We start from the raw sequence: 23,245 nt of genomic DNA, 5'->3' as shown, positions 1-23,245 counted from the left end.
AGATCCCTGAAAGATGATCAGGTAGATAGGTCCGGTGTGGAAGTGTGGCGACACATGGAGCTGACGGATACTAATCGATCGAGGACTTAATCAAACGAAAAAGCGTAGGACGCTCGTCCATAGCTGGAGCTTCTGGCGGAAAAGTCAATCGACTTTGCCAGAAGAAGCGAAGTGACGCAAAGCGATAGCGTCCGGAGCTGGATTGAACAAAAACGGTTCTCGGACTTCTTCTCATGTATCCCGGTTTTGAGAGAATGAAAAAACTCTTGAAATATACATAAAACCTATTATAATAAAAGATGTCGTTGTTTTTGTCTGGTGGCGATAGCGAAGAGGCAACACCCGTTCCCATCCCGAACACGGAAGTTAAGTTCTTCAGCGCCGATGGTAATGAGGGGCTTCCCCTTGTGAGAGCAGGACGCTGCCGGGCAAAACAATATTATTCCGCAGTAGCTCAGTGGTAGAGCTATCGGCTGTTAACCGATCGGTCGTAGGTTCGAATCCTACCTGCGGAGCCATACGGAGAGCTGTCCGAGCTGGCCGAAGGAGCACGATTGGAAATCGTGTAGGCGGCTACCGCCGTCTCAAGGGTTCAAATCCCTTGCTCTCCGCCATATAAGCTCTTTATATATACGGCCCCTTGGTCAAGCGGTTAAGACACCGCCCTTTCACGGCGGTAACACGGGTTCGAATCCCGTAGGGGTCACCATATTTTATTTTCATTGTCGCGGGGTGGAGCAGTTCGGTAGCTCGTCGGGCTCATAACCCGAAGGTCGCAGGTTCAAATCCTGCCCCCGCAATCAACAGGTCCCGTAGTGTAGCGGTTAACATGCCTGCCTGTCACGCAGGAGATCGCGGGTTCGATTCCCGTCGGGACCGCCATTTTTAATACCATCCACTTATTGCATAGATACTGATGATGAACGTTTTTAAAAAATTTCATCGTTTAAATGATATATGGCTCAGTAGCTCAGTCGGTAGAGCAAAGGACTGAAAATCCTTGTGTCGGCGGTTCGATTCCGTCCTGAGCCACCTTCTAAAACTAACTAACCAGATAATTACTTTCTCGGTGGGGTAGCGAAGTGGCTAAACGCGGCGGACTGTAAATCCGCTCCCTCAGGGTTCGGCGGTTCGAATCCGTCCCCCACCACCATGATAGGGGTATAGTTTAACGGTAGAACAGAGGTCTCCAAAACCTCCAGTGTGGGTTCGATTCCTACTACCCCTGCCAAAGTGGCGGCTATGGCGAAGTGGTTAACGCATCGGATTGTGGCTCCGACACTCGTGGGTTCGATTCCCACTAGTCGCCCCATTTATATTTATAGTATCATTTAACTAACGATGGGCTATAGCCAAGCGGTAAGGCAACGGACTTTGACTCCGTGATTCGTTGGTTCGAATCCAGCTAGCCCAGTATATTGCGGAAGTAGTTCAGTGGTAGAACACCACCTTGCCAAGGTGGGGGTCGCGGGTTCGAACCCCGTCTTCCGCTCCAAAACCCTGGCGGCATAGCCAAGTGGTAAGGCACGGGTCTGCAACACCCTTACCACCGGTTCGAATCCGGTTGCCGCCTCCAATTTTATCACGCCTGAGTGGTGGAACTGGCATACACGTTGGACTCAAAATCCAATGCCCTCACGGGCTTGTGGGTTCGAATCCCACCTCAGGTATTTTTAAGAAAATTAAGGTCAGATAAATGAGAAAAGGCTCATAAACGTTGATATATCAATGTTTATGAGTTTTTTTCGTTTTAGGCTCTATACTAAATGTTGGGGTTTCCACACAATTTGCCCGTAAAAAAATACACGCAAACATCCAATTCTTTTATACTTGAATTGACGAGAAAGCAAGAAAAGATTGGAGTTGCGTGCAAGTGAATTTTACCATAACAATCCCGACCTTGAAGATGTATTGATCACAAAAGTGGAAGAAGTGGAAGACCGTATTGCGCTTCATATAGAAATGGATGTTAAGGTCCACAAGTGTCCAAGCTGTGGTGAAAGGACTAAGAAAGTTCATGATTATCGCATTCAAAAGATCAGCATTTGAAGTGTTTTGAACGGTTGACGTCCCTCTTCTACAAATAGCGCCACTATGCCTGTTCGTGCGGGAAGCGATTTGCGGAGGAATCCTTTTGATCATCGATATCAACGGTTCTAACGAATGTAATCGGGCAGTAGCCATCCGAACAGTGAAGGCCAAGACGTTTAAGGAAGTTGCCCAGCAGTTTGGCGTTTCCATATCAACTGTCATGCGCAGATTTGACAGTTTGGCCGTAAAGGAAATGACAGAGGTTCAAGAACTGCCCAGGGTGATCGCCATCGATGAGTACAAGGGAGATACAAAGGAAGGAAAATATCAATTGATTATTGCCGATGGGGAGACAAAGGATTAATGGATTTTTACAGGAAGGTAGAACAAGATGGTATTCCTGAATTTGAGAAGGCTATCCGTACATTCAAAAACTGGCAGACAGAAGTACTAAACAGCTTTTTACTCAAATGGTTTTTTGGAGAGAATTAATAACCTAACGAAAGTCATGAAGAGGAACGCCTTTGGATTTAGGAACTTCCTAAGGGGAAGAGCAAGAATACTTCTTTTACATAAGTATAAAAAAATTGGAAGTCATGTTGGGTAAAGTGAGATTCTATCTCACCCCACTCCAACATTTGACATAGAACCATTTTAATTAAAAAGAGAAACGTCAGTTTGTATAAAATTGAACGTAAACTTTGCTGCGGACCCCAAGCGAACATAAAATCTCCGGGGGACCCGCACCAAAAAAACCCAGTATAATACGAAAATATATGGTAAAATTGAAAAGAAGATAGGCGAAATATCCCCAAAAACAGGTTATCCTACTAGATTTAGGGAATGATTTTCCTTTTATTAGGAGATTTTCGCTGTCGCACTCTATATGAGTGCGTGTTAATGGCACAACTCTATCATACCTTAAACTACCGTCAGCTTTGCGTCGCACTCTATATGAGTGCGTGTTAATGGCACATTAAGTCGGAGCACAGTGTCGAAATCACGAAAGGTCGCACTCTATATGAGTGCGTGTTAATGGCACATTTTATGAAACTATTCGAAAGTATTATCGATGTCGTCGCACTCTATATGAGTGCGTGTTAATGGCACGTCAAACTCGCCCGTTTCCTTGCCTGCATTCGCGTCGCACTCTATATGAGTGCGTGTTAATGGCACTAAAGAAATGTCTTGCCGGGATAGTGATTACCAATTGTCGCACTCTATATGAGTGCGTGTTAATGGCACTCGCTCTTGTTTCAAATGACTCGAATCATTTTTGTCGCACTCTATATGAGTGCGTGTTAATGGCACCTCCAACATCTTTTGGCTGCATGACTGATTTTGGTCGTCGCACTCTATATGAGTGCGTGTTAATGGCACTTTGATTTAAAGGAAATGTTTGGTCGTCCATCTCGTCGCACTCTATATGAGTGCGTGTTAATGGCACGTCGCATATTCTTTGTTTGTTGTGTGTATATTTCAGTGTCTTGTATTTTGTATTGTAGCTGTCGTAACGATAGAAATAAGAACGCACAAGGACATGTTGTAGTCGCGAAATTCCATTAAGGCCGATCATTTCCTCTTACTCGTGGTTATATGGGATGACACTCTGCATGTTCTTGATCCGCCAGTTGCTGACAGATTGGCTCAATATCATAGCCGGCATTGAACAGGCCTGTTACTTGCTCATTTTTCGATATTTGGAGAGGTACTCCTTTTTCTATCCTCGAACTTTTAAGGGCAAATGGTGACATTCATTCATTTATATGAAAGGGGGATTCTTCATATACTGCTCAACATGTTAACGCTTGTTTACTCGGAGTCTCTCGGTTAGCGATCATGTAAACAATATGAATCCACGCAAATTGTTGCTAGTGTTTGAAAATCGAACTTGGCTTTCTTTATCTAAAGATTGAAGTTTTTGTTTGTCGTAAATATCATATTATTCATAACGAATATCAATTAACTGAAAGAAGAGCTGCGTGTATTCTGTAAATGATCAATGACTAGAATTTTATTCAGATGGTCTTTAATCGGTTTTCTACATGAGCTTTTTTAATGTTAATCAAATGTACTCGTTCTCCAGGACAGCCACTATGGCTCTCCCCCTCACTTGCTCACAAAAACACATTCTCGTTTCTTTCATTAATAAAACTTGAGTTTGCTGCTGATTCATAGAAGGAGAAACGATATCTCGCACTCACTTCCAACCTTTACCGCAAAAGCCGGTTACCGTACTGAAGTTGATGTCTTCGTCACATGGTAACCATCTGTTTTAACTGTTATATGCTGATTGAATTTGCAAAGATTTAATCGGCTTTTTTGTGTTTAAACACTTTTGCATGATTGACATTTTGTTTTTGAGCTTAAACGCATCCATGTGACAAAAGGCTTTGGAATATTGTTTCCAACGTTTTTTTTGGTCAAATGGTTTTGCAAAAAATTGATCACTCAAAATCGTGAATTGGGCAACGGATCATTTTTCTTCTGTTTTCGACATTTTTATACATGTTTTTCGCATTCTTTACATTTTCTTCATCATAGAAAAATAGCGTATTAATAATCCCGAACTATAATCAAAATGAACAAAAAAACACAAATAATAATATTTTTGTGCAAATGTGTGCGAAGGGAGAAAGTCTTTGTTACCTATCGAGAGAAAGATGCGGATCATCGAATATGTCCGGCAGAATCGAACGGCGACGATCGCTGCGCTTGCAAAACAGTTTGGTGTCCACGAAGCAACAATCCGCCGGGATCTGGCTGAAATTGAACGAAATGGCACACTAAAAAGAACGCATGGTGGAGTCATTATGGAACAGTGGACTCAAGAAGAGCCATCTTTTACGGAAAGGACCACTCTGAACTCGGATCAAAAAATGAGAATTGGAAAAATGGCAGCCAGTCTGGTGAAGGATGGGGAAAGCATTATAATCGATTCGGGTACGACTACTTTGCATATTGTCAAACATCTATTACACCGCAATGATATTACAATAGTGACGAATGACATAAATATCGCGGCAGAACTGCGTGATGCCCACCGAGTGAAGGTGATTTTGACTGGTGGAGAACTATATTCGTCCAGTTTTTTTCTGAATGGCATGTTCACGGATCATGTACTGAGGTCATTGCATGTTGAAAAGTCGTTTATTGGAACGCCTGCTTTGCACCCGCAATATGGCTTGATGCATCCTGATGAACGAGTGGTTCCTGCCAAGCAAGGGATGATCAAGGCGGCAAGGGAAATAATTGTGGTTGCTGATCATAGCAAAATCGGGAAACTTTCGCTCCATACGGTAGCTCCAAATAGTTCGATCCACACGCTGATTACTGGGAAGGAAGCGTCAGAGTTTGACCTTCAGCCATTTCGAGATAGTGGCATCACAGTTTATACGGTTTGAGATATCAGTCTGTTAAAGGTGGTGTAGCATGGATTTTAAAAAATGAAAATGGCATAAGTCGCCATACATTTCAATACTTACACTAACTAACGGAACACTTGGAAAAGGTGGCAACAAATAGTTCATTATGCGCTTGCGAGTATGCTGCATAAGGTATCCACTTTTTCGAAAAGATCATTATAAAGGGGCATCATGATGAGAACAAAGCTTTTTACATTAGCATTAGGTTTCGTTGTTTTGGCAGCCGTTTTTTTGACCGGGTGTAATTCATCTAAAGAAGGCAAGTCTGGCAAGGGAGATCCAGTTACTATTGAGTATTGGTATCCAAACGCAGAGACACAAGGAGGAAAAACGGTTACTGAATTAATTAATCAGTTTAATGAATCACAAGATAAAATTGTTGTTAAGGGCGTATATAACCCGGGAATGTACCAAGGCTTAATGCAAAACCTGCAATCCGCGGTCGCTGCGGGCAACTCACCAGCAGTTGTGCAAATTGGCTGGTCTTATCGAGAGTATTTTTCTAACAACTTTCAATATACAGAGCCGCAAACGATCATCGAAAAGTATTTTCCGGATGATAAAGACTATGTAAAAGAAAAGTTCTTAGACAATGTTTTGGAATTAGCTGTTAACAATGATGGTTCCCAAGTAGGATTGCCATATTCGTTAAGTGTTCCAATTCTTTATTTAAATATGGATATTTTAAATGAAGCAGGCATCAAGACAAGCGAATTAAATACATGGGAAGAAGTCGCAAAAGCTTCCGAAAAAATAACGGAAGTCACTGGGAAAAAAGGGCTGTATATAGCTGAGCCTACAGATACTTGGAACGTTCAACAAATGCTGGAAAGTAATGGCGGCAAAACAATTGCCGACGGAAAAGCGGCCTTTGCCAGTGAAGAGGGAGTCGAAACATACAAATTTTATCAAGATTTGATTAAAGGCGGCAGTGCTTTGCATATTGGCATTGACGAAGGCCAGCAGGCATTTGTTTCCGGTGATGTAGGTATGGCTCATTTGACTGTCGCCCAAAGAAAAAATGTGACTGAAAATGGAAACTTTGAAGCGATGGCAGTCCCATCTCCTACATTTGAAGGAAAGGAATTAAAAGTTCCAGCCGGAGGTTCTTTATTGGCCATTACGGCTGAAAAAGAAGAAGAACAAAAAGGGGCATGGGAATTTATGAAATTCTTATATGAACCAGATAGTGTTGCCGCCTGGACACAAGGTACCGGTTATCTTCCAGAAACGACAGACGCAACGGAAAATAAAGAACTGGTGGCTTTAATTGAAGAAGATAATATGATGGCGGCGGCTTATGCGACAATAGAAAATCTTATTCCGTGGGCCCCATTCCCGGGAAATTCAGGACTTGAAGCAGAACAAATGCTGATTGATATGAGAGACCGTATTTTGGGCGGGGGAGATGTGGAAAAGGATTTAAAAGAAACTCAAGAAGCGATTAATAAATTAACAAAATAATAGTGTATGAACTGTAGGAAAATAGGGTAATGATTTTATCCTATTTTCCTATTATTACATTGTAAGAACGAAATTGGAGGTTCATATGTACAGTCATCTTCAGAAGATACAATGGAAAACAATCCTGCTATTATCACCTGCTTTATTGATTTTTAGCTTATTTGTGCTTTGGCCGACGTTATACACCTTTTATTTAAGCTTCTTTGAATGGAATATGATCGCACCTACTAAAGAGTTTGTCGGGTTGGCCAATTATGTTGAAGTGTTAACAGATGCCACCACGTATAAAGTATTGCTGAATACTTTTTGGTATATCGTTGTTTTGTTAATGTTAAACTTTGTTGTCCCGTATATTTTTGCATTCGTCCTTCATTTATTAGTACGCAAATTTAAAAACTTTTTTAAAGCGGCGTTTTTCCTGCCTTCCTTTATATCCTTAGTGGTCGGTTCCATCTTAACAACATGGATGCTCAACCCTATTTCCGGGCCGGTAGCGCAAATCGCTAAATATGTTGGGTTATCCATTCCAAATTGGAGCCAAACAGAAGGTCTTGTTATTTTCATTATTTGTTTGATTACTTCATGGAAAGTATTTGGTTATAATTTTATCACCCTTTATGCCTCTATTTCCGGTATTTCTAGCGAAGTCATCGAAGCGGCAAAGCTTGATAATATTCCAAGTTGGAGAATTTTAAAGGACATTGTCGTGCCGATGAGCAGCGCCACGGGTGTTTATATTCTGATTATGACGATCGTAACAGGTTTACAGTATGTGTATACTCCGGTAAAAGTCATCACTCAGGGAGGCCCTGATTCGGCAAGTTCAAACTTGATTTATCAGTCGTATCACCATGCATTTGATGTTTACAGCACGGGGACTTCTGCTGCACTTTCAATGCTCACATTATTATTGTTTGTCCTGCTTCTCGTGTTGGAGTTTCGATTTGTAGAAAGAGGGGTCCACTATGAAAATTGAGAGTAGATTGCCTTCTATTATTTGGACTGGGGTATTTATTGCCATTGTGATGATCTGGCTTATGCCCATCGTATTTGCATTGGGAACATCGTTTAGAAGTTTACAGGATGTTTATGATAATGTGTTGGCGATATTTCCAACTGCGCCAACTTTTGAAAACTACAATCAATTATTTGAGCAATTACCGATGTTCAAAATCATTATGAACAATTTTACGATTGCGACCACGGTAACGATATTAAAATTAGTAACATCTTTTTTAGCAGCCTATGCGCTTGTTTTCTTCCGTTTTACAGGAAAGAAACCTTTGTATTTTCTATTCATTGCAACTATTTTTATTCCATTTACTGTAACGATGGTTCCGAATTATATCATGTTGTCTAAAGTTGGGTTAACAGATCATATCGCAGGTGTTATTTTACCCCAAGTTGCGGATGCGGTGGGAATTTTTTTGTTAACGCAAGTGATGAGATCCATCCCCTATTCGTTAATAGAATCGGCGAAGTTGGATGAGATCGGCCATTTTAGAATTATGAAAGATATTGTGTTACCACTGATAAGCCCACAAATTACTTCTGTTGGCATCTGGTTTTTCGTGAATTCTTGGAACGAATTTGTGTGGCCTTCATTGATTTTAAAATCAAAAGAAAGTTATACGCTGCCCTTGGCACTCCAGATGTTTATCAGTTCCGAAGGCGGTACGAATTTTGCGGTAGCCATGGCGGTGTCGGTGATTACAATGTCCATTCCACTATTGCTTTATCTGATTTTCCAAAAATATATAATTGGAACATTTACAGCATCTGGAATTAAATAGGAGGAATCGGTAATGGCAAATATTAAATTTGTAAATGTAAAAAAATCCTATGGAAATCATGTGATTATTAACAATTTAAACTTGGAAATTCATTCAGGTGAACGTTTAGTGTTGTTAGGGCCTTCGGGCTGTGGAAAATCAACGATATTAAGAATGATTGCCGGTCTGGAAGAGGTGACTGATGGGGACCTTTATATGAGAAATGAGCGGGTAAATGACATTCCGCCTGGAAAACGCAACGTTGGAATGGTTTTCCAAAATTATGCCTTATATCCGCATATGACGGTTAAAGAAAATATTACGTATGCGCTGAAAGTGAAGAAGGTACCGAAACATGAAATTGAAAAAAGGCTGGATGCCACTGCTGAATTTCTGCAATTAAAACAGTACTATGACAGAAAACCGAGTGAGCTTTCCGGGGGCCAAAGACAAAGGGTTGCTTTAGCAAGATCCACGGTAAAGAACAGTGATTATTTTTTACTGGATGAACCACTTTCTAATTTAGATGCCCAATTGCGAATTTCCGCCCGTGAAGCACTGATGGATATTCATCATGAATATAAACAAACAATGGTGTATGTGACACATGATCAGATTGAAGCGATGACGTTCGGTACGCGGATTGCCTTATTAAATAAAGGGGAATTGCAAATGCTCGATACCCCGGAAAATGTGTACCATCGGCCCGCCAATATTTTTACTGCTACATTTATCGGCAATCCCCCGACAAATATTTTGGAAAATGTCCATTATACGAACGGTCTCTTAACTATTGGAAAGCAATCTTTACAACTCAGTGATGATTGGAAGAATTATGTGGAAAAAAGTACCTATCATCAAATCGTGTTAGGTATCCGTCCTGAACATATTCATTTAACGAAATCACCGCAAGCAGGAAGTATACGCGCAAAAGTGAAACACTCAGAAAACCAGGGAAGCAATTTTGCGATTCATTTAGATGTGGAAGGAGAAAATATAATCGCGATAGAGGCTTTTAATATTTTCAAAGCTGGTGAAGAAGTATTCGTAAATATAACGATGGATGAAATTCATTTGTTCGATAAAGCAACAGAGAACAATTTGGGTTATCCCGAAAATATCATTCGGAAAAAGAAAGTTGCGAGTGGAACAGACGAACATTTGCTTGAAGTTTTACAATAAAAACATCTAATGAGAAAAAAGGGGATGCACATGAATCACTTATCATTTATTCAATTGTCCGATACTCATTTTAGAAATCATTATATCAATGATCCGCTGGAAGAAGTTTTTAAAGGAGTGAAAGACCCGGCAGAAAATCTGATCGAAGTACTTCAACATATTAATTTTGGAGACATTGACTTTATTACCATCACAGGTGACCTTGTACATGATGGAAGTGCGGAAGACTATAGGGGGTTAAAGTCAATTGTGGAAGATCAAATTCCGTCTGACTTCCCTGTCTTTTATTGTTTAGGAAATCATGATGATAAAGAAAATTACTATGAAGGTTTTTATCATATCGAAAATAAATCAACTTCACTGGATTATGTGGAAGAGATGAACGGCTATCGCCTCATTTTTTTAGATACGTCCGTTGATCATATGCATGGGGGATATGTAGCAGAGGCGCAGTTAGACTGGCTGGAAGCGATTTTAAAAGAAAAATCAGAAGCCGGCTCATTATTATTTATGCATCACCCATTAATATGGAATGGCGAGAAAACAACAGAAGTGTCTGATCGCTTATTTGATATTCTTAAAAACAGCGACGTTATCAGCATTCATAGTGGACATCTCCATTTACCCGGCATCAATTATATCGGAAGCATCCCTCAATTTTCCATTGAGAGTCTAGCGTTCGGTGTGCATAACTCAAAAGAAATGGTAAATTATACAAACCGGGTTTCTTATAATTACTATTCACTTCGTGACCGGGAAATTTTTTCACATCCGATCTATGTAAATCCGCAAGAGGATGTTGTTTGGGCTTTAACACATGAAGAGCATGAAAGGCATACAATCAAGCATTATGGACGATAATCAATCATTCATTTTTTTGAAGGGAAATATATGATGTATATAACTGACTATCATCATCACACAGACAATTCATTTGACTCTCAAGCATCTATGAAATCGGTATGCGAAGAAGCGATCAAGAAAGGTATTAACGAAATTTGTTTTACAGAGCATTTCTCGGTGAATCCTAAGGCGATAACCTATGGCCATATGGATTTTAAACGTTATTTTTCACAAATTGAACAATGTCGACATCTATTTGGACAGCGCCTGAAGATAAAAGTTGGACTTGAATTATGTGAGCCGCATTTATTGCAAGAAACATATTATGAGCAATTACAGGGGCTTCCGCTGGATTTCATACTGGGCTCTGTACACAATATTGATAATCAAGATATTCGATCTTATATGGTCCATAAAGAACCTGAGGCACTTTATCAAAGGTATTTTGAAGAGGTGTACCAATTAGTTTCAAATGCCGATATTGATGTAGTGGCCCATCTGGATTTGATGAAACGTTATGCGGTGGACGTGGATTATTTGGGGACATATGATTTTCACGTATGTAAGGAAGGTTTAATAGAGATTTTTAAAAAAGCGATTGAGAGAAATATCGGTATAGAGATTAATACTTCTGGATTTGCCAAAAAGACGTTAAATGAGCCCCTGCCTTCTATGAAAGTGTTAAAATTATATAAGGAGTTGGGAGGAGAAGTGTTAACGATCGGTTCAGATTCGCATGCCGCTGCCACAGTTGGCTATCATTTAGATACAGCTTTGGATATGGCGAAGGAAGCAGGATTCAAATATATTTATACATTTACCAGCCGTCAGCCGGAAACGATAAAAATCGTTTAAAAACGTATTGATGGATGAAAAATAAGTAAAAGGTGGATTGACAATGAAACTAGTTCTAATGGGAGACCTTCATTATTCGCGCATGGGGGACGGCACTGAAGAAATGTATCTAGCAAGAGAAAAAGTTTTTAGCGTCTTGATCGATGCGTTTTGGGAAATCGATGCGGATTATCATATTTCATTGGGAGATCTTACGCATGAAGGGTATCCCGAGGAGTTTCGTGATGTGCTTAATCGGATGGACAGCAGCCGCAATTTTATCCACGTGCTTGGCAACCATGATGCGTTATCTATTCCCAAAAGCGACATTTTGACAGTGACCGGACAGCAGCGTTACCAGGCGATTGATACGGATGAAGCGAATCTGATTTTTCTGGACACGACCAAAGAAATGAATCGGGATGACTGGGGCGGGGAAATTGATGCAGAACAGCTACAATGGCTACAATTTCAACTAGAAAAATTGAACGACAAGCCGGTCTTTGTTTTCGCCCATCATCCTGTTTATGATACGACTGCGCGTTCTACCATCGATAAATTATCGATTCATCCGGAGATAGGCATGAAAGAACTATTGAATAAAAGGGAAGGTGCAGGGTTTTACTTTTGTGGTCACAATCATGTAAACTCAATTGTTCAGCAAGGTGGTTGGCATTACATTCAAACCGCTGCATGCCTGGATGTTCCCGCATTCCGAGTAGTAGAAATCAAGGACGGCCAAGTGAATATCGACATGATTTCGATTGATGACGAGACGCTTATGGAGCAGATCGCGATTGTCAACACAAAAATACCAGGATTTGTCCCTATCGAGCAACCGCATGGAGAAGAATCCGACCGCAACTTGCTCGTAGAGATTCAAGAACCAGTTACAGAAACTGGGAAAGTGTTCTGAAAATCGTCTAGGAGTACTGTTGGCCAAAGAATGAGCAGCGATATATGACAAGCTTGATGTTGTATCATGAAAAAACACCCATTGTCGTCGATCCATCTCGTGACACCAAACCCGCGGGATCGACGACAAACCAACATGGGACAAAAGGCAGTAAACACAATGAAGCGAAGTTATTTGGAAATGAAGTGAAGCTATTTGTAAAAATAATTACTTTTTTTCGCGAAAGATGTGATATACAATAAGATGGTAAGAGCCATGTTGTTTGGGGGTTGACATCTTACCTAAGAGGAATTGAAACGTTTAGGGAAATTATCGGAAGAATTCGAGACGGCATTGTTGACATCTTACCTAAGAGGAATTGAAACGAGGGCGAGGAGAAATAGCGTATATCAACGGCACTTGGTTGACATCTTACCTAAGAGGAATTGAAACGCTTTGAGGGGCTGGTAAGTACGTCCGACCCCGCCCTCGTTGACATCTTACCTAAGAGGAATTGAAACATCGTCGAAATGGATGGAGAGACAGTAGGCCGTATTGGTTGACATCTTACCTAAGAGGAATTGAAACTTCCGGGAATCGCTTGAATTGGGCAGTAAAGCGTGGGTTGACATCTTACCTAAGAGGAATTGAAACAGATCATTCATTTTATTCCCGATAAAATCGGGATTTTGTTGACATCTTACCTAAGAGGAATTGAAACCGGGCTATTTTTTATGCGATTTAACAGGAATAACACGTTGACATCTTACCTAAGAGGAATTGAAACCGGGGAGCGGGTGACCGTCAAGGGTGAACAGGGCGGGTTGACATCTTACCTAAGAGGAATTGAAACAGCGAAAGAGTGGCAATATCCACTGACTGCCCATCAGCGTTGACATCTTACCTAAGAGGAATTGAAACTCGTAGGCCGTAGTGAAAGCACTAACAACACCGTCCCGTTGACATCTTACCTAAGAGGAATTGAAACTGGTGAGTTAGTTTCACTTAGTAATAGAGTGGACAATGTTGACATCTTACCTAAGAGGAATTGAAACAATGCCAATAAAAAACAGAAATCCAGCTAAATATCGTTGACATCTTACCTAAGAGGAATTGAAACCTAAAGGCGAGATTACAAACATAAGCGTGCAGCGAGTTGACATCTTACCTAAGAGGAATTGAAACCTCAACGGAGCTGGCGGTCGAACTGTCGGCTGGCATTGTTGAAATCTTACCTAAGAGGAATTGAAACCGTAAGATCCCCCAGGAAAGCGACCTTTGCTTTCCAAGGAAGCTGAGAGACCTGTGGAAAGCGAAATATGTTGACGTAGCGATGATAGGGATTTTTTTAACAAATAAACCGAACAATTATAAATGAATTGTACGGTCGTATTTGCTTATGTCCCAGCCCGTCCTTCCCCTTGGGTTTCCGTTGATCAGACGTGTATTTATAAAAATCAGGATGCTTGCCTATCATTCTATTGGAGTGATAGGTTTTTTATTGCGGAAATTTTTACTTACTCTTAACATAATTTTTATTTGGGATTTGAATTTTTGTTATATACTTTTGCTTTAAGGGATCATGATTGGATCTCGAAGCATTTTGTTTGAAACGATCATTCGTCTAAAAGGAAGGCACCATGCTATTATGCCGTATGACTAGATGCTTCAATTTTTATTTTCACTATCCTCCACGATCATGTGAGTCATTGGAAAATAGAAGAATCTTCTGTTAAAAATACTATGATAAATCATGGAGGTATCAACTTGGACGCACCTATATCAACATATTCTTTTCATTGCGTTTATATTGCTCGGCATAATTGGTATCAACTTGGACGCACCTATATCAACTTTTATTAATGATTTTAATTTAATCATGTTTGTTTTATTTACATTGTTGTATTCTTATAAATTTGTATATTTGTTTGTTGCCCTCAAGGCCAAAAAGGGTGAACATTCCGGGAATAGCAATGTATTAAACAAATACGCTGTCATTATTGCAGCGCGAAATGAAGAGCTTGTCATCGGACAGCTTATCCAAAGTATTAAAAATCAGAAATATCCCGAAAACTTCATTGATATTTTCGTAGTAGCAGATAACTGTACCGATAATACAGCCAGGGTTGCCGAGAAAGCAGGAGCTATTGTGAGGGAGCGTTTTAATAAAACGCAGGTTGGAAAGGGATATGCGCTGGATTATATGATCAAAATCATTGAAAGTGAATATGCGTCCAGAAAGTATGAAGGTTATTTTGTGTTTGATGCGGACAATCTCCTTGATGAGCATTATATAATGGAGATGAACAAAACATTTAATCAAGGATACAGGGTGATCACAAGCTATAGAAATTCTAAGAACTATGATCAGAACTGGATTTCTGCAGGCTATGCTCTTTGGTTTTTGCATGAAGCTGAATATCTTAATCTTCCCAGAATGGTCTTAAACGCTAGTTGTGCCATTTCTGGAACGGGATTTTTGGTGCATGCTGATCTGATTAAAGATAATGGTGGTTGGAATTACCATCTTCTTACAGAAGACATTGAATTTTCCATTTCGCAAATTATTAAGGGTGAAAAAATCGGATACTGTAGAAATGCCATGTTTTATGATGAGCAGCCAATAACCATTAGCCAGTCTTGGCATCAGAGATTACGTTGGGCCAAAGGATTTTATCAAGTTTTTTCGAAATATGGAAGAGCATTAATTGGTTGTATATTTAAAGGAAAGAGCAACTGGTTTTCGTGTTATGACATGACCATGACAATCATGCCGGCCATACTCTTTTCCAGCATCAGCATTATCGTTAATGTATTTTTTTACTTAGCAGGCTTATTTGAATTTGTTGATGAAAAAAGGATTGTTCAGACAACGACCATTGCAATGGTAAAATCCGCTTTCTGGTTTTATGGAATACTATTCATGATTGGTTTTATGACAACTTTGACGGAGTGGAGAAAAATTCATTGTTCTGGATGGAAAAAAATTGCTTACACGATCACTTTTCCATTGTTTATGTTCACCTATTTGCCGATTGCGGTCGTCGCCTTGTTTAAGGATGTAGAATGGAAACCGATTGCTCACACAGTTGCAAAATCTCTTGACGATGTAAGGTAATATGATTTGCCATACTGTGGTGATCTCAACTAAAGTTTGTTATGACAAACATTATGTCGCCATCTTCAGATAACCGCAGCTTTTGATCATCTGGGTGCGATCTGTCAGTGTAAAAGGGCGCCTTAATGCCATGCGGTTAGCCCTTTCGGCTTATAACATAATAATATGAAGCACGCCGATTGAAGGCGTGTTTTTTATCAAAAATACATAATGCACGTGGGAGCTGAATCCGAGTATGATCAAGCGATAATCGCCCATGTCTCATAAAATGGGCCTACACCGCAAGCTAAGAATGAATATTGTTGAGGAAAAGCGGTATGTAAATCGATTAGGAGAGAGCGGGTTTCTCCAAGAATCCACGTGACCTTCAATTATAACTAGGATATCCTTTTGAAGAGCCACCGGCGGATTTTGGATCCTAATTTCATTACATGTCAGAGCCAAAATTTTGAAACTTAAGATCCGTAATGTGAGTTAGGTGATGGGGGAAATTTCTTTTTCCAATAGCAACGATTACACCCTGCCCGCTTTAGTCCAATTGGCTCATATCGGGCGGCCAATAACATCAGTGTCAAAGAATGATCAATGATGCTCGGCGCTTTGGAGAGCAATTTGTTTAAAAATCATCGGGTATTTCGCTGGAAATCAATGCAGGATTTGAATAAATAATTGACGGCTGCTTCGTTTGAACATGACTAATTTTCTTGCTATAGTAAAAAAACCATGTAAGGGAGGATGTAATATGACCAAACATCGGATTTATACAATGAGTGTGGCAAGTGTCTATCCTCATTATATTACGAAAGCAGAGAAAAAAGGGCGTACAAAATCAGAAGTCGATGAAATCATCTGCTGGTTGACAGGGTATAGCCAGGAAGGGTTAGAAGCACAACTGGAAAAACATGCAGATTTTGAGACCTTCTTTGCGGAAGCTCCCCAATTAAATCCTTCACGTGCTTTGATCAAAGGGGTTGTCTGCGGCGTCCGAGTGGAAGAAATCGAAGAACCAACGATGCGGGAAATTCGCTATTTGGATAAGCTAATCGATGAGTTAGCAAAGGGAAAAGCGATGGAGAAGATTTTGCGAAAATAATAATGAAACATAAGAAACACTGATTCCCCATTTGAAGCTAAAAAGAATCGGTGTTTTTGTTGTTGAAACTTCAGCCAAATGAGTTTTGTTATCGGATTTATGGCTATGAGGCGATTATAAGTAATTATTTTTTTCTCCACTATTTTTCGATGATCCTAATCATGTCCAAGCTGTAACGGCTGACTTTGTTCATGCTGTGCCGGGAGTGAACGGCGGTTACGCGTCCGGAGAGATGACGTTTTATCCAGGCGAACGAAGGAAGGCGGCAGTTGTGCGAATCTCCAATTTGACTTCGCAGTAGCATCGCTTGTTAGCTGCCGAAAGGATATCGAAGGCATGTGGAACGGTTTTTCTGATGAAAAAGCTGATGGACGGCGCCGAGCAGCATACTTGCGGGAGCATACGATTCAGTCGCGGTTGCTCATTACTGTACCCTTTCAGCACAAGAAGTGATGTACTTCATATAGAACTTGTAGAATCTCAATAGGAAAATTACGTTTTATACAGTTAACGGTGATTATGCTTCTTGTTTGTTGAACTACGTAAATGGGTGATGAAAGCCTGTATAAAAATAAGCACCTTATTGGACGGAATTGACAGCTTATTTTCTGCATAAAAGTTTACGGTTTTATGGACTGAATTGAAATGGGATCTTGAAGAGTGTCAAGGGCCCCCAACAGTGTGATAGCATGGGCAAAGATATTGGAAGTTTTTAAGAATGATAACCTTTGAGGGAGCTGTCTTCATGAAAGGGCCCTCATGGAAATCTTTTTTCGTAAAATGCCTTATATCATACAAAATCGTATTCTTTTTCCATCTTTGAACTTTCTTTGAGGCTCTGTTATCGGAGTAAAATCGGCGGGAGCAAGGCCTCTTTTTAATTTGAGAGGAGAATTGACCATGAGCGGCATTCCCGGCTTTATGACAATGACAATGATGATCGCTTTTTTGACCACTATTGTTTCCCTTGTTGTATTCAAAAGAAAAAGCCTTATATTGCCATATATTGTACTAGCGTTGAGTATCATTTTATTGATTATTAGTTTTTCAATTGGAAGTTGGGAAGGAATGGGGCTCGGTGTTTTCAGTTTAGCGTTATTTATGGGGGCTTTCATTTCGTTAATTGTTTTAACGTTTTATGAGGCCTTTAAAAAGAAAAAAGGCTATTGATGATTGCCTTTTCGACCATTGATATATGAATGCTTCGAGTCGGTTTTTTAGGGAAGATAAAATGATCATTTTGTTTTAGCTCGTTTAATGGCGATTATGATTTTCTATATATCTTCGTATTACTTCATTAAAAAATTCCCGCAAAAAATATATTATTTATTGCCGGCGATCGTTCCTACGGTGGGATCGGTTTTATTTATTATCTACTCATACCTATTCATCCCGGATGGTTGGTTCATGATGGGGGTGTTTTTGTACGCATTTGCGGACGATACAGGTTCTTTTATAGGCAAACTTCTGCCATTTTTGTATTTGACAATGTTAAAAAGACAAGCAATCGTTAATGCTGCATGACAAATGAAAATCAATCATAACTAATTAAAAAAGCCATCTAAGTGAAGATGGTTTTTTTAGTGGTTGAAAAAGGGGCGATTTGTTAGGACGCGCGATCAATTTGCGTTTTTCAATAACTTTCCCTACGGATTTGGAAACCACCTTGACGTTCCATTTGTTTCCTCCGCTTCTCAGATGTTACTGCCATTCTTTCTTCATGATTCTATGGTGCTCCTCCAGCGGGTTTTTCCACCATAAATGCTTTTTTCGAATCAGCCAAGCTTGCTTTAGCCTAGAAAAAATTCATATAAGGGTTGTATTCGCTTTTTGTACCGTAACAACAAGTAAAAAACCACATTGCTCTTTCTCTGCTTTATTTTCAGCCTCTATTTATACCGATTTGTACATGAAATGTACAGAAATTGATCAGATATGGGACATTTTGCTTTGGCGTTGTAATGACAAAACAGCCAGATTTTTCTTTTTCCTGCTTTATTTGTGACCTTTTTCCTAATTGGAAACGCTATCAGCTGTATATGAATTGACCAGAAATATACCGGTTATTGAATATGTGCATCTGATTTATTTCCATTGGGTTATTTGTTTTCAATAAGCTCCATAAAGGACCCAATCATATGGGAAAGGGGGAAACTGCTTGACAAAATTAAGGGGATTTTCGATTCTCTTTAGTATGTTATTGATTTTGCAATTACTTGTCCCAATTCCAACAACCTTTGCGAATCCAGCTTTAGGCGCAGGACATGGGGAAAGTAACGGGAGAATCGAAGTCAAAAAAGTCGATCAAAGCAAGGAAGCGATCAAATGGCACGTTGTGATGAATGCTTCTGGCCAAGAAAATAACGGAATCGGCGCAAAGATAAGCTTTAGTCCAGGTTTAACTCATGGTTCTATAACGGAAATACAGAATGTTGAAATCAAAAAAACAGCTGATGGTTACGACATCAAAACACCGGCTGGAAGTGAAGCATTTGAGTTGGAACTGGTAACTAACATCAAAGATTCAAAACAAACAATCTATGAAGTTCAAGCGCTTGCGACTTTTCCAGATGGCCAATTCGAAGCGTCTGATCAAACAACGTTGCCGAGAGAAAGTTCCGAAGGTTCAGTAATCAACGATGATGGGCAAGTGGCTGAAGAGGAAAAACCTGCAAATCAGAATCAGGAAAAACCAACAACGCCAGATCAAGACTCTTCAGATCAAAAGAAAGAAAGTAATGAAGCCGGTAAAGAAACTGAACATGAAAAGCCAAAAGTAGAGAATTCGCCTCCAGAAGAAAAGCCCAAAATAGAAAACTCGGGTCCAGAAGAAAAGGATGTAAAGCAGATAGAAGGGAAACCCCATCCTCCATTTTTATCAACGGCAAGGCCAAGTGCTTTAGCAGGAATGCAAAGTGGAAGTGAATGGCCTGCTCCAGGCTCTCTCAAGTTAATGAAAGACGCTACTCCAACCGGTACATATGCCGAATGGGAAGTTGAGTTAGCGATTGAAGGGAAAAATGTAAAAACGAGTTCTGATATAGTGCTCGTACTGGACAAATCAAACAGTATGGGGCTAGGAAGGAGATTGTCAAAAGCCAAACAAGCGGCTAATGAATTTGTTGACAATCTTCTATTGGAAGGTTCTTCGACAAGAATCGCATTGGTTTCATTTAATCATCAAGCCACCATAAATCAGGATTTTTCCGGATATTCCAATAAAAGACAATTAAAAAACGCGATTAATGGTGTTTGGCCATCAGGCGGCACGAATATTCAAGCCGGGCTTCACCAAGCACAAACGATGCTTGCAAGAAGCAGTGCAGATCAAAAGGTTATCGTCGTATTAAGTGATGGTGAACCGACGTACAGCTTTCAAGCCAGTAATGCATCAGCCTATTCATGGCCTGGGAATAAATATCGCTTTATCCTGTCCAATTTTGATTACAATACGATCATCGGTTCAGGGGGGGCTACAATCTAGGGTGGTACAGCTACCGTGTCAATGGTCATACCGTCGAAACAAACGGAATCGCTACAATATCTGAAGCAAAGCATATTATGAACGCCGGAGTCGGCATTTACTCAGTCGGCCTCGAAGTTGGCCGCAACAGGAATGCAACGTACGTGCTTGAAAATAGTCAGAATAAAGGCTATTACCTCGGCGGCCAAGATGATTTAAGCGAAATCTTTGAAGATATCGCGGCTAAAATCCATTATGCGGCAACAAATGCTATTGTTACCGATCCAATGGGCGAGATGTTTAATCTTGTTAAAGACGGCAGCTATAACGGTGAAAATTTTACAGCCTCACATGGAACCGTCAAATGGGATGATGCAACAGAAACATTCACGTGGAATGTGGGAGACATCAAAGAGGATGAGGTATACAGACTGAAATACAAAATCACGATCGACTGGGATAAAAATCCGCAAGGAAACGTTCTATATCCTACGAATGGCGATACGCCTTTGAATTACACGGATCCAAGCGGAAAGCCGTCAACAAAACCTTTTCCAATCCCGGAAGCCGGGATCGATAAAGGGTTAATTGTTAAAAAGGGCTACCGTGTAAATGTTGATGGCCAACCGATTGACCGCAATGGCAATGTGGTTGCAAGCAGTTTTATGATGTCTTCCATGAAGAAAATCGAAGCAAAGAGTTAAAGTTTAATGAAACATACTCGGTGCCGGCTAATGATGTTCCCGGTTATACGCTTCATGTGGGGGAAAATCCGACGAATGTCCGTTTGACCGCAGCAAATCCAAAACAAACGGTTTGGTTTGGATATGTAAAAACCGAGGAATTGCAAGCTGGTGATATTACAGTAAAGTACGTCGATGAAGACGGAAATCCAATCGCCAAAGAAGAGATTCTTTCAGGAAAAATCGGTGAAACTTACACCACGGAGCAGAAAAAGATTCCCGGTTATGAGTTTAAAGAGATGCACCAAGATAGCGCACCGGCAGAGGGTACTTTTACAAAAGAAGAGCAAACCGTCATCTATGTGTATAAGAAAAAACTGGGTTCGCTTTCAATTAAGAAAGTAGACAAAAATGATCATGACAAAGCTCTTGCAGGCGCGACATTTGAATTGTACGACGCAAACAACACTTTGATCGCCACGAAAACGACAGGAGAAGACGGAATCATCCTATTTGATCATCTGGACTGGGGCGAGTACACACTTGTTGAAACGAAAGCGCCAGAAGGCTATCGAAAATTAACAGATCCGATCAAGGTGGACATTACGAAAGAGCATTTGCATGTTGAAAAAACAGTGGAAAATACGCAAGTCGATTGGACACTTCCGGACACGGGGGGCATCGGTGCCCTTGGGTTTTATGGACTTGGCATCCTGCTGATGGCAGGCGCATGCTTTTGGTTGTTCTTTAAAAATGCAAGGCGTAGGACGAAAGACAAATTATAGGGGGAAATAACATGAGAAAAACAGTATCGGGGTTTTATAGAATATTAACCGCATTACTTATCTTTGGCTTACTTCTGCCGACAGGATTTGCCAGTGCAGAAGACCGGACGTCGGGGACATTAACGATTCATAAGTATGAGCAGGAGCCTGGCACTGAACAGGGCGAACCAGATGGCTCTTCTGGCCAAAATCCTAAAGGAAAGCCGTTGCCAGGAGTTGTATACAAAGTAAAACAAACACATTCTTATGATGGAGAAAATTGGACTGAAGTAAGCGATGGGGCGGAATATACGTTAACGACTAATGAAAATGGCGAGGTAACACAAGAATTGCCTTTGGGCCGTTATTCAGTTGTTGAAACGGGTGGTCCAGATCATGTCAATTTAAATCCGGATACGTTTTATGTCGATATTCCGATGACAAGTAAAGACGGATCCACGTTAAACTATGATGTTCACATTTATCCGAAAAACGAAACAATCCGCGGAGCTGTTGAGCTGACGAAAGTGGATGGTGACACGAATAAAGCATTAGATGGCGTGGTATTTGAACTTTATCACAAAGACGGCACACAAGTGGAAGGTACTTTCACAACAGACGCAGATGGAAAAATTCGCATTGATGGTCTTGCCTATGGCGACTATTTCTTTAAAGAAGTCGCGACAAAAGACGGCTATGTATTAGGCAGCCAAAATGTCCCGTTCTCTATTCAAAACAGCGGGAAATTTGAAGAAGATGGAACAACAACAGGGGAAATTGTAGAGGTCAATATTGATAACTATAAATCTCCCGAACCGAAAAAAGAAGTCGATGAAAGTGATATGAACCGTGGAGAAGAAGTCACTTATACGATTACAAACACACTCCCTGGCGATATTCACAAATACAAACAATTTGTAATTACGGACGTGTTGGATGACAGATTATCTTACGTCGATGGGAGCTGGACGGTTGAAGGTGTTGATCCATCCGCCCTGACATTTGAGCAAAACGGCCAAACATTGAAATGGACAGTGCACAATTTCGCCGCACTTGAAGGCGTGAAAGAAATGAAAATTTCTTTCAAGGCAAAAATCGCAGAAGATGCGCCGCCTAATGAAGTGATTAATAACAAAGCGATCATCGACTTTGAAAATCAGCATGGAAATGACGGGCATAAAGAAACGGATGAAACACCTGTTAATCCGACAGCGGGTTATTTGACAGTCATTAAGCAAGATAAGTCTTCTCAAAAAAGACTGGCGGGTGCGGAATTTGAACTTCGCGATTTAGAAGGTAATGTGATCAAAAGCGGTGTAACGAATGATAATGGGGAGCTTTCTTTCAAGGAGCTTGACTACGGGAAATATCAACTAGTAGAAACAAAAGCGCCGGAAGGTTACCGTAAATTAACAAAGCCGATTGACGTTACAGTTGATAAAAGCAACCATGAGCAAACGATCACGGTCGATAACTCCAAAACAGATTGGGAGCTGCCAACAACAGGCGGTATCGGTACAACTCTGTTTACGCTTATCGGATTGGCATTGATGGTTACGGCATTCGTTCTTTATGTACGTCGTAGAAAATCGGGTGCTGAAGTAGGTTAAAAGCGTAATAAGTGGGAGAGGGAATGATTTCTCTCCCATTTATTTGTTAATGCCAAAATAAAATTTAT

16 protein-coding genes, 13 tRNA genes, 2 rRNA genes, 1 pseudogene and 2 CRISPR repeat arrays are annotated in these 23,245 nt (G+C 40.5%); all 32 genes and pseudogenes read left to right on the top strand.

From position 1 onward, the window contains the following. A 23S ribosomal RNA gene (locus JOC94_RS10315) occupies nt 1–94 on the top strand; the annotation flags it as partial. Nucleotides 95–314: 220 nt separating this feature from the next. Next, nucleotides 315–430, top strand: a 5S ribosomal RNA gene (gene rrf / locus JOC94_RS10310). 13 nt (nt 431–443) lie between these two features. Then, nucleotides 444–518: transfer RNA gene (locus JOC94_RS10305), tRNA-Asn, on the top strand. A gap of 3 nt (nt 519–521) precedes the next feature. Next, nucleotides 522–614, top strand: a tRNA-Ser gene (locus JOC94_RS10300). Nucleotides 615–634: 20 nt separating this feature from the next. After that, nucleotides 635–709: transfer RNA gene (locus JOC94_RS10295), tRNA-Glu, on the top strand. Between the two features lie 17 nt (nt 710–726). Further along, nucleotides 727–800, top strand: a tRNA-Met gene (locus JOC94_RS10290). 6 nt (nt 801–806) lie between these two features. Beyond that, a tRNA-Asp gene (locus JOC94_RS10285) sits at nt 807–882 on the top strand. A 77-nt stretch (nt 883–959) separates the two neighbouring features. Then, a tRNA-Phe gene (locus JOC94_RS10280) sits at nt 960–1,032 on the top strand. Nucleotides 1,033–1,068: 36 nt separating this feature from the next. Further along, nucleotides 1,069–1,153 (top strand) — tRNA-Tyr (locus tag JOC94_RS10275). Between the two features lie 4 nt (nt 1,154–1,157). Next, nucleotides 1,158–1,231, top strand: a tRNA-Trp gene (locus JOC94_RS10270). 5 nt (nt 1,232–1,236) lie between these two features. Continuing rightward, a tRNA-His gene (locus tag JOC94_RS10265) sits at nt 1,237–1,312 on the top strand. Nucleotides 1,313–1,342: 30 nt separating this feature from the next. Then, nucleotides 1,343–1,414, top strand: a tRNA-Gln gene (locus tag JOC94_RS10260). A 6-nt stretch (nt 1,415–1,420) separates the two neighbouring features. Further along, nucleotides 1,421–1,495, top strand: a tRNA-Gly gene (locus JOC94_RS10255). Nucleotides 1,496–1,502: 7 nt separating this feature from the next. After that, nucleotides 1,503–1,576, top strand: a tRNA-Cys gene (locus tag JOC94_RS10250). Between the two features lie 10 nt (nt 1,577–1,586). Next, a tRNA-Leu gene (locus tag JOC94_RS10245) sits at nt 1,587–1,670 on the top strand. Nucleotides 1,671–1,863: 193 nt separating this feature from the next. Continuing rightward, a pseudogene (locus tag JOC94_RS10240) lies at nt 1,864–2,638 on the top strand (transposase). 267 nt (nt 2,639–2,905) lie between these two features. Beyond that, a CRISPR array of direct repeats spans nt 2,906–3,478; the repeat unit is 33 nt; unit sequence GTCGCACTCTATATGAGTGCGTGTTAATGGCAC. 1,195 nt (nt 3,479–4,673) lie between these two features. Further along, nucleotides 4,674–5,435, top strand: a complete 762-nt coding sequence (locus JOC94_RS10235) for a DeoR/GlpR family DNA-binding transcription regulator (RefSeq protein ID WP_077112119.1) — start codon at nt 4,674–4,676, stop codon at nt 5,433–5,435. Nucleotides 5,436–5,627: 192 nt separating this feature from the next. Then, a complete protein-coding gene (locus JOC94_RS10230; RefSeq protein ID WP_077112121.1) occupies nt 5,628–6,920 on the top strand; it encodes an ABC transporter substrate-binding protein in 1,293 nt (430 codons plus the stop codon). Nucleotides 6,921–7,005: 85 nt separating this feature from the next. Continuing rightward, nucleotides 7,006–7,896, top strand: a complete 891-nt coding sequence (locus JOC94_RS10225; RefSeq protein ID WP_077112122.1) for a carbohydrate ABC transporter permease — start codon at nt 7,006–7,008, stop codon at nt 7,894–7,896. Continuing rightward, nucleotides 7,886–8,713 carry a carbohydrate ABC transporter permease gene (locus tag JOC94_RS10220; protein WP_077112124.1) on the top strand — a complete coding sequence of 276 codons (828 nt, stop codon included), beginning with the start codon at nt 7,886–7,888 and terminating at the stop codon, nt 8,711–8,713. The genes JOC94_RS10225 and JOC94_RS10220 overlap by 11 nt, the downstream gene beginning before the upstream one ends. 12 nt (nt 8,714–8,725) lie before the next feature. Then, nucleotides 8,726–9,874: an ABC transporter ATP-binding protein gene (locus tag JOC94_RS10215; RefSeq protein WP_077112126.1), complete on the top strand. Its 1,149-nt coding sequence runs from the start codon at nt 8,726–8,728 to the stop codon at nt 9,872–9,874. A gap of 30 nt (nt 9,875–9,904) precedes the next feature. Continuing rightward, the gene (locus JOC94_RS10210; protein WP_077112128.1) at nt 9,905–10,735 is read left to right on the top strand and encodes a metallophosphoesterase family protein; all 831 of its coding nucleotides are present in this window, start codon (nt 9,905–9,907) and stop codon (nt 10,733–10,735) included. A gap of 30 nt (nt 10,736–10,765) precedes the next feature. Continuing rightward, nucleotides 10,766–11,572 (top strand): histidinol-phosphatase HisJ family protein, encoded by an 807-nt coding sequence (locus tag JOC94_RS10205; RefSeq protein ID WP_321189681.1) that lies wholly within the window; start codon nt 10,766–10,768, stop codon nt 11,570–11,572. A 43-nt stretch (nt 11,573–11,615) separates the two neighbouring features. Beyond that, a complete protein-coding gene (locus JOC94_RS10200) occupies nt 11,616–12,467 on the top strand; it encodes a metallophosphoesterase family protein (RefSeq protein WP_077112130.1) in 852 nt (283 codons plus the stop codon). A 44-nt stretch (nt 12,468–12,511) separates the two neighbouring features. After that, the gene (locus JOC94_RS10195; protein WP_077112132.1) at nt 12,512–12,709 is read left to right on the top strand and encodes a hypothetical protein; all 198 of its coding nucleotides are present in this window, start codon (nt 12,512–12,514) and stop codon (nt 12,707–12,709) included. Nucleotides 12,710–12,735: 26 nt separating this feature from the next. Next, nucleotides 12,736–13,698: direct repeats of the CRISPR family, unit length 30 nt; unit sequence GTTGACATCTTACCTAAGAGGAATTGAAAC. A gap of 501 nt (nt 13,699–14,199) precedes the next feature. Beyond that, nucleotides 14,200–15,564 carry a glycosyltransferase family 2 protein gene (locus JOC94_RS10190; protein ID WP_171973924.1) on the top strand — a complete coding sequence of 455 codons (1,365 nt, stop codon included), beginning with the start codon at nt 14,200–14,202 and terminating at the stop codon, nt 15,562–15,564. 742 nt (nt 15,565–16,306) lie between these two features. After that, nucleotides 16,307–16,657 (top strand): DUF2200 domain-containing protein, encoded by a 351-nt coding sequence (locus JOC94_RS10185; protein ID WP_077112134.1) that lies wholly within the window; start codon nt 16,307–16,309, stop codon nt 16,655–16,657. A gap of 900 nt (nt 16,658–17,557) precedes the next feature. After that, nucleotides 17,558–17,827: a YesK family protein gene (locus JOC94_RS10180; protein WP_083717568.1), complete on the top strand. Its 270-nt coding sequence runs from the start codon at nt 17,558–17,560 to the stop codon at nt 17,825–17,827. A 988-nt stretch (nt 17,828–18,815) separates the two neighbouring features. Continuing rightward, complete coding sequence (locus JOC94_RS10175; protein ID WP_077112138.1) at nt 18,816–20,141, top strand: vWA domain-containing protein; 1,326 nt, start codon at nt 18,816–18,818, stop codon at nt 20,139–20,141. A 77-nt stretch (nt 20,142–20,218) separates the two neighbouring features. Further along, nucleotides 20,219–20,824, top strand: coding sequence for a hypothetical protein (locus JOC94_RS10170; RefSeq protein WP_077112140.1), 606 nt, complete (start codon nt 20,219–20,221; stop codon nt 20,822–20,824). Nucleotides 20,825–20,844: 20 nt separating this feature from the next. Further along, complete coding sequence (locus tag JOC94_RS10165; protein ID WP_077112142.1) at nt 20,845–21,588, top strand: MucBP domain-containing protein; 744 nt, start codon at nt 20,845–20,847, stop codon at nt 21,586–21,588. An 11-nt stretch (nt 21,589–21,599) separates the two neighbouring features. Beyond that, nucleotides 21,600–23,177 carry a SpaH/EbpB family LPXTG-anchored major pilin gene (locus JOC94_RS10160; protein ID WP_077112144.1) on the top strand — a complete coding sequence of 526 codons (1,578 nt, stop codon included), beginning with the start codon at nt 21,600–21,602 and terminating at the stop codon, nt 23,175–23,177. The last annotated feature ends 68 nt before the right edge of the window (nt 23,178–23,245 follow it).

The sequence above is a fragment of the Siminovitchia thermophila genome (assembly GCF_016909185.1).
Classification (GTDB): domain Bacteria; phylum Bacillota; class Bacilli; order Bacillales; family Bacillaceae_C; genus Siminovitchia; species Siminovitchia thermophila.
This window is presented reverse-complemented; position numbering and strand designations above follow the sequence as displayed.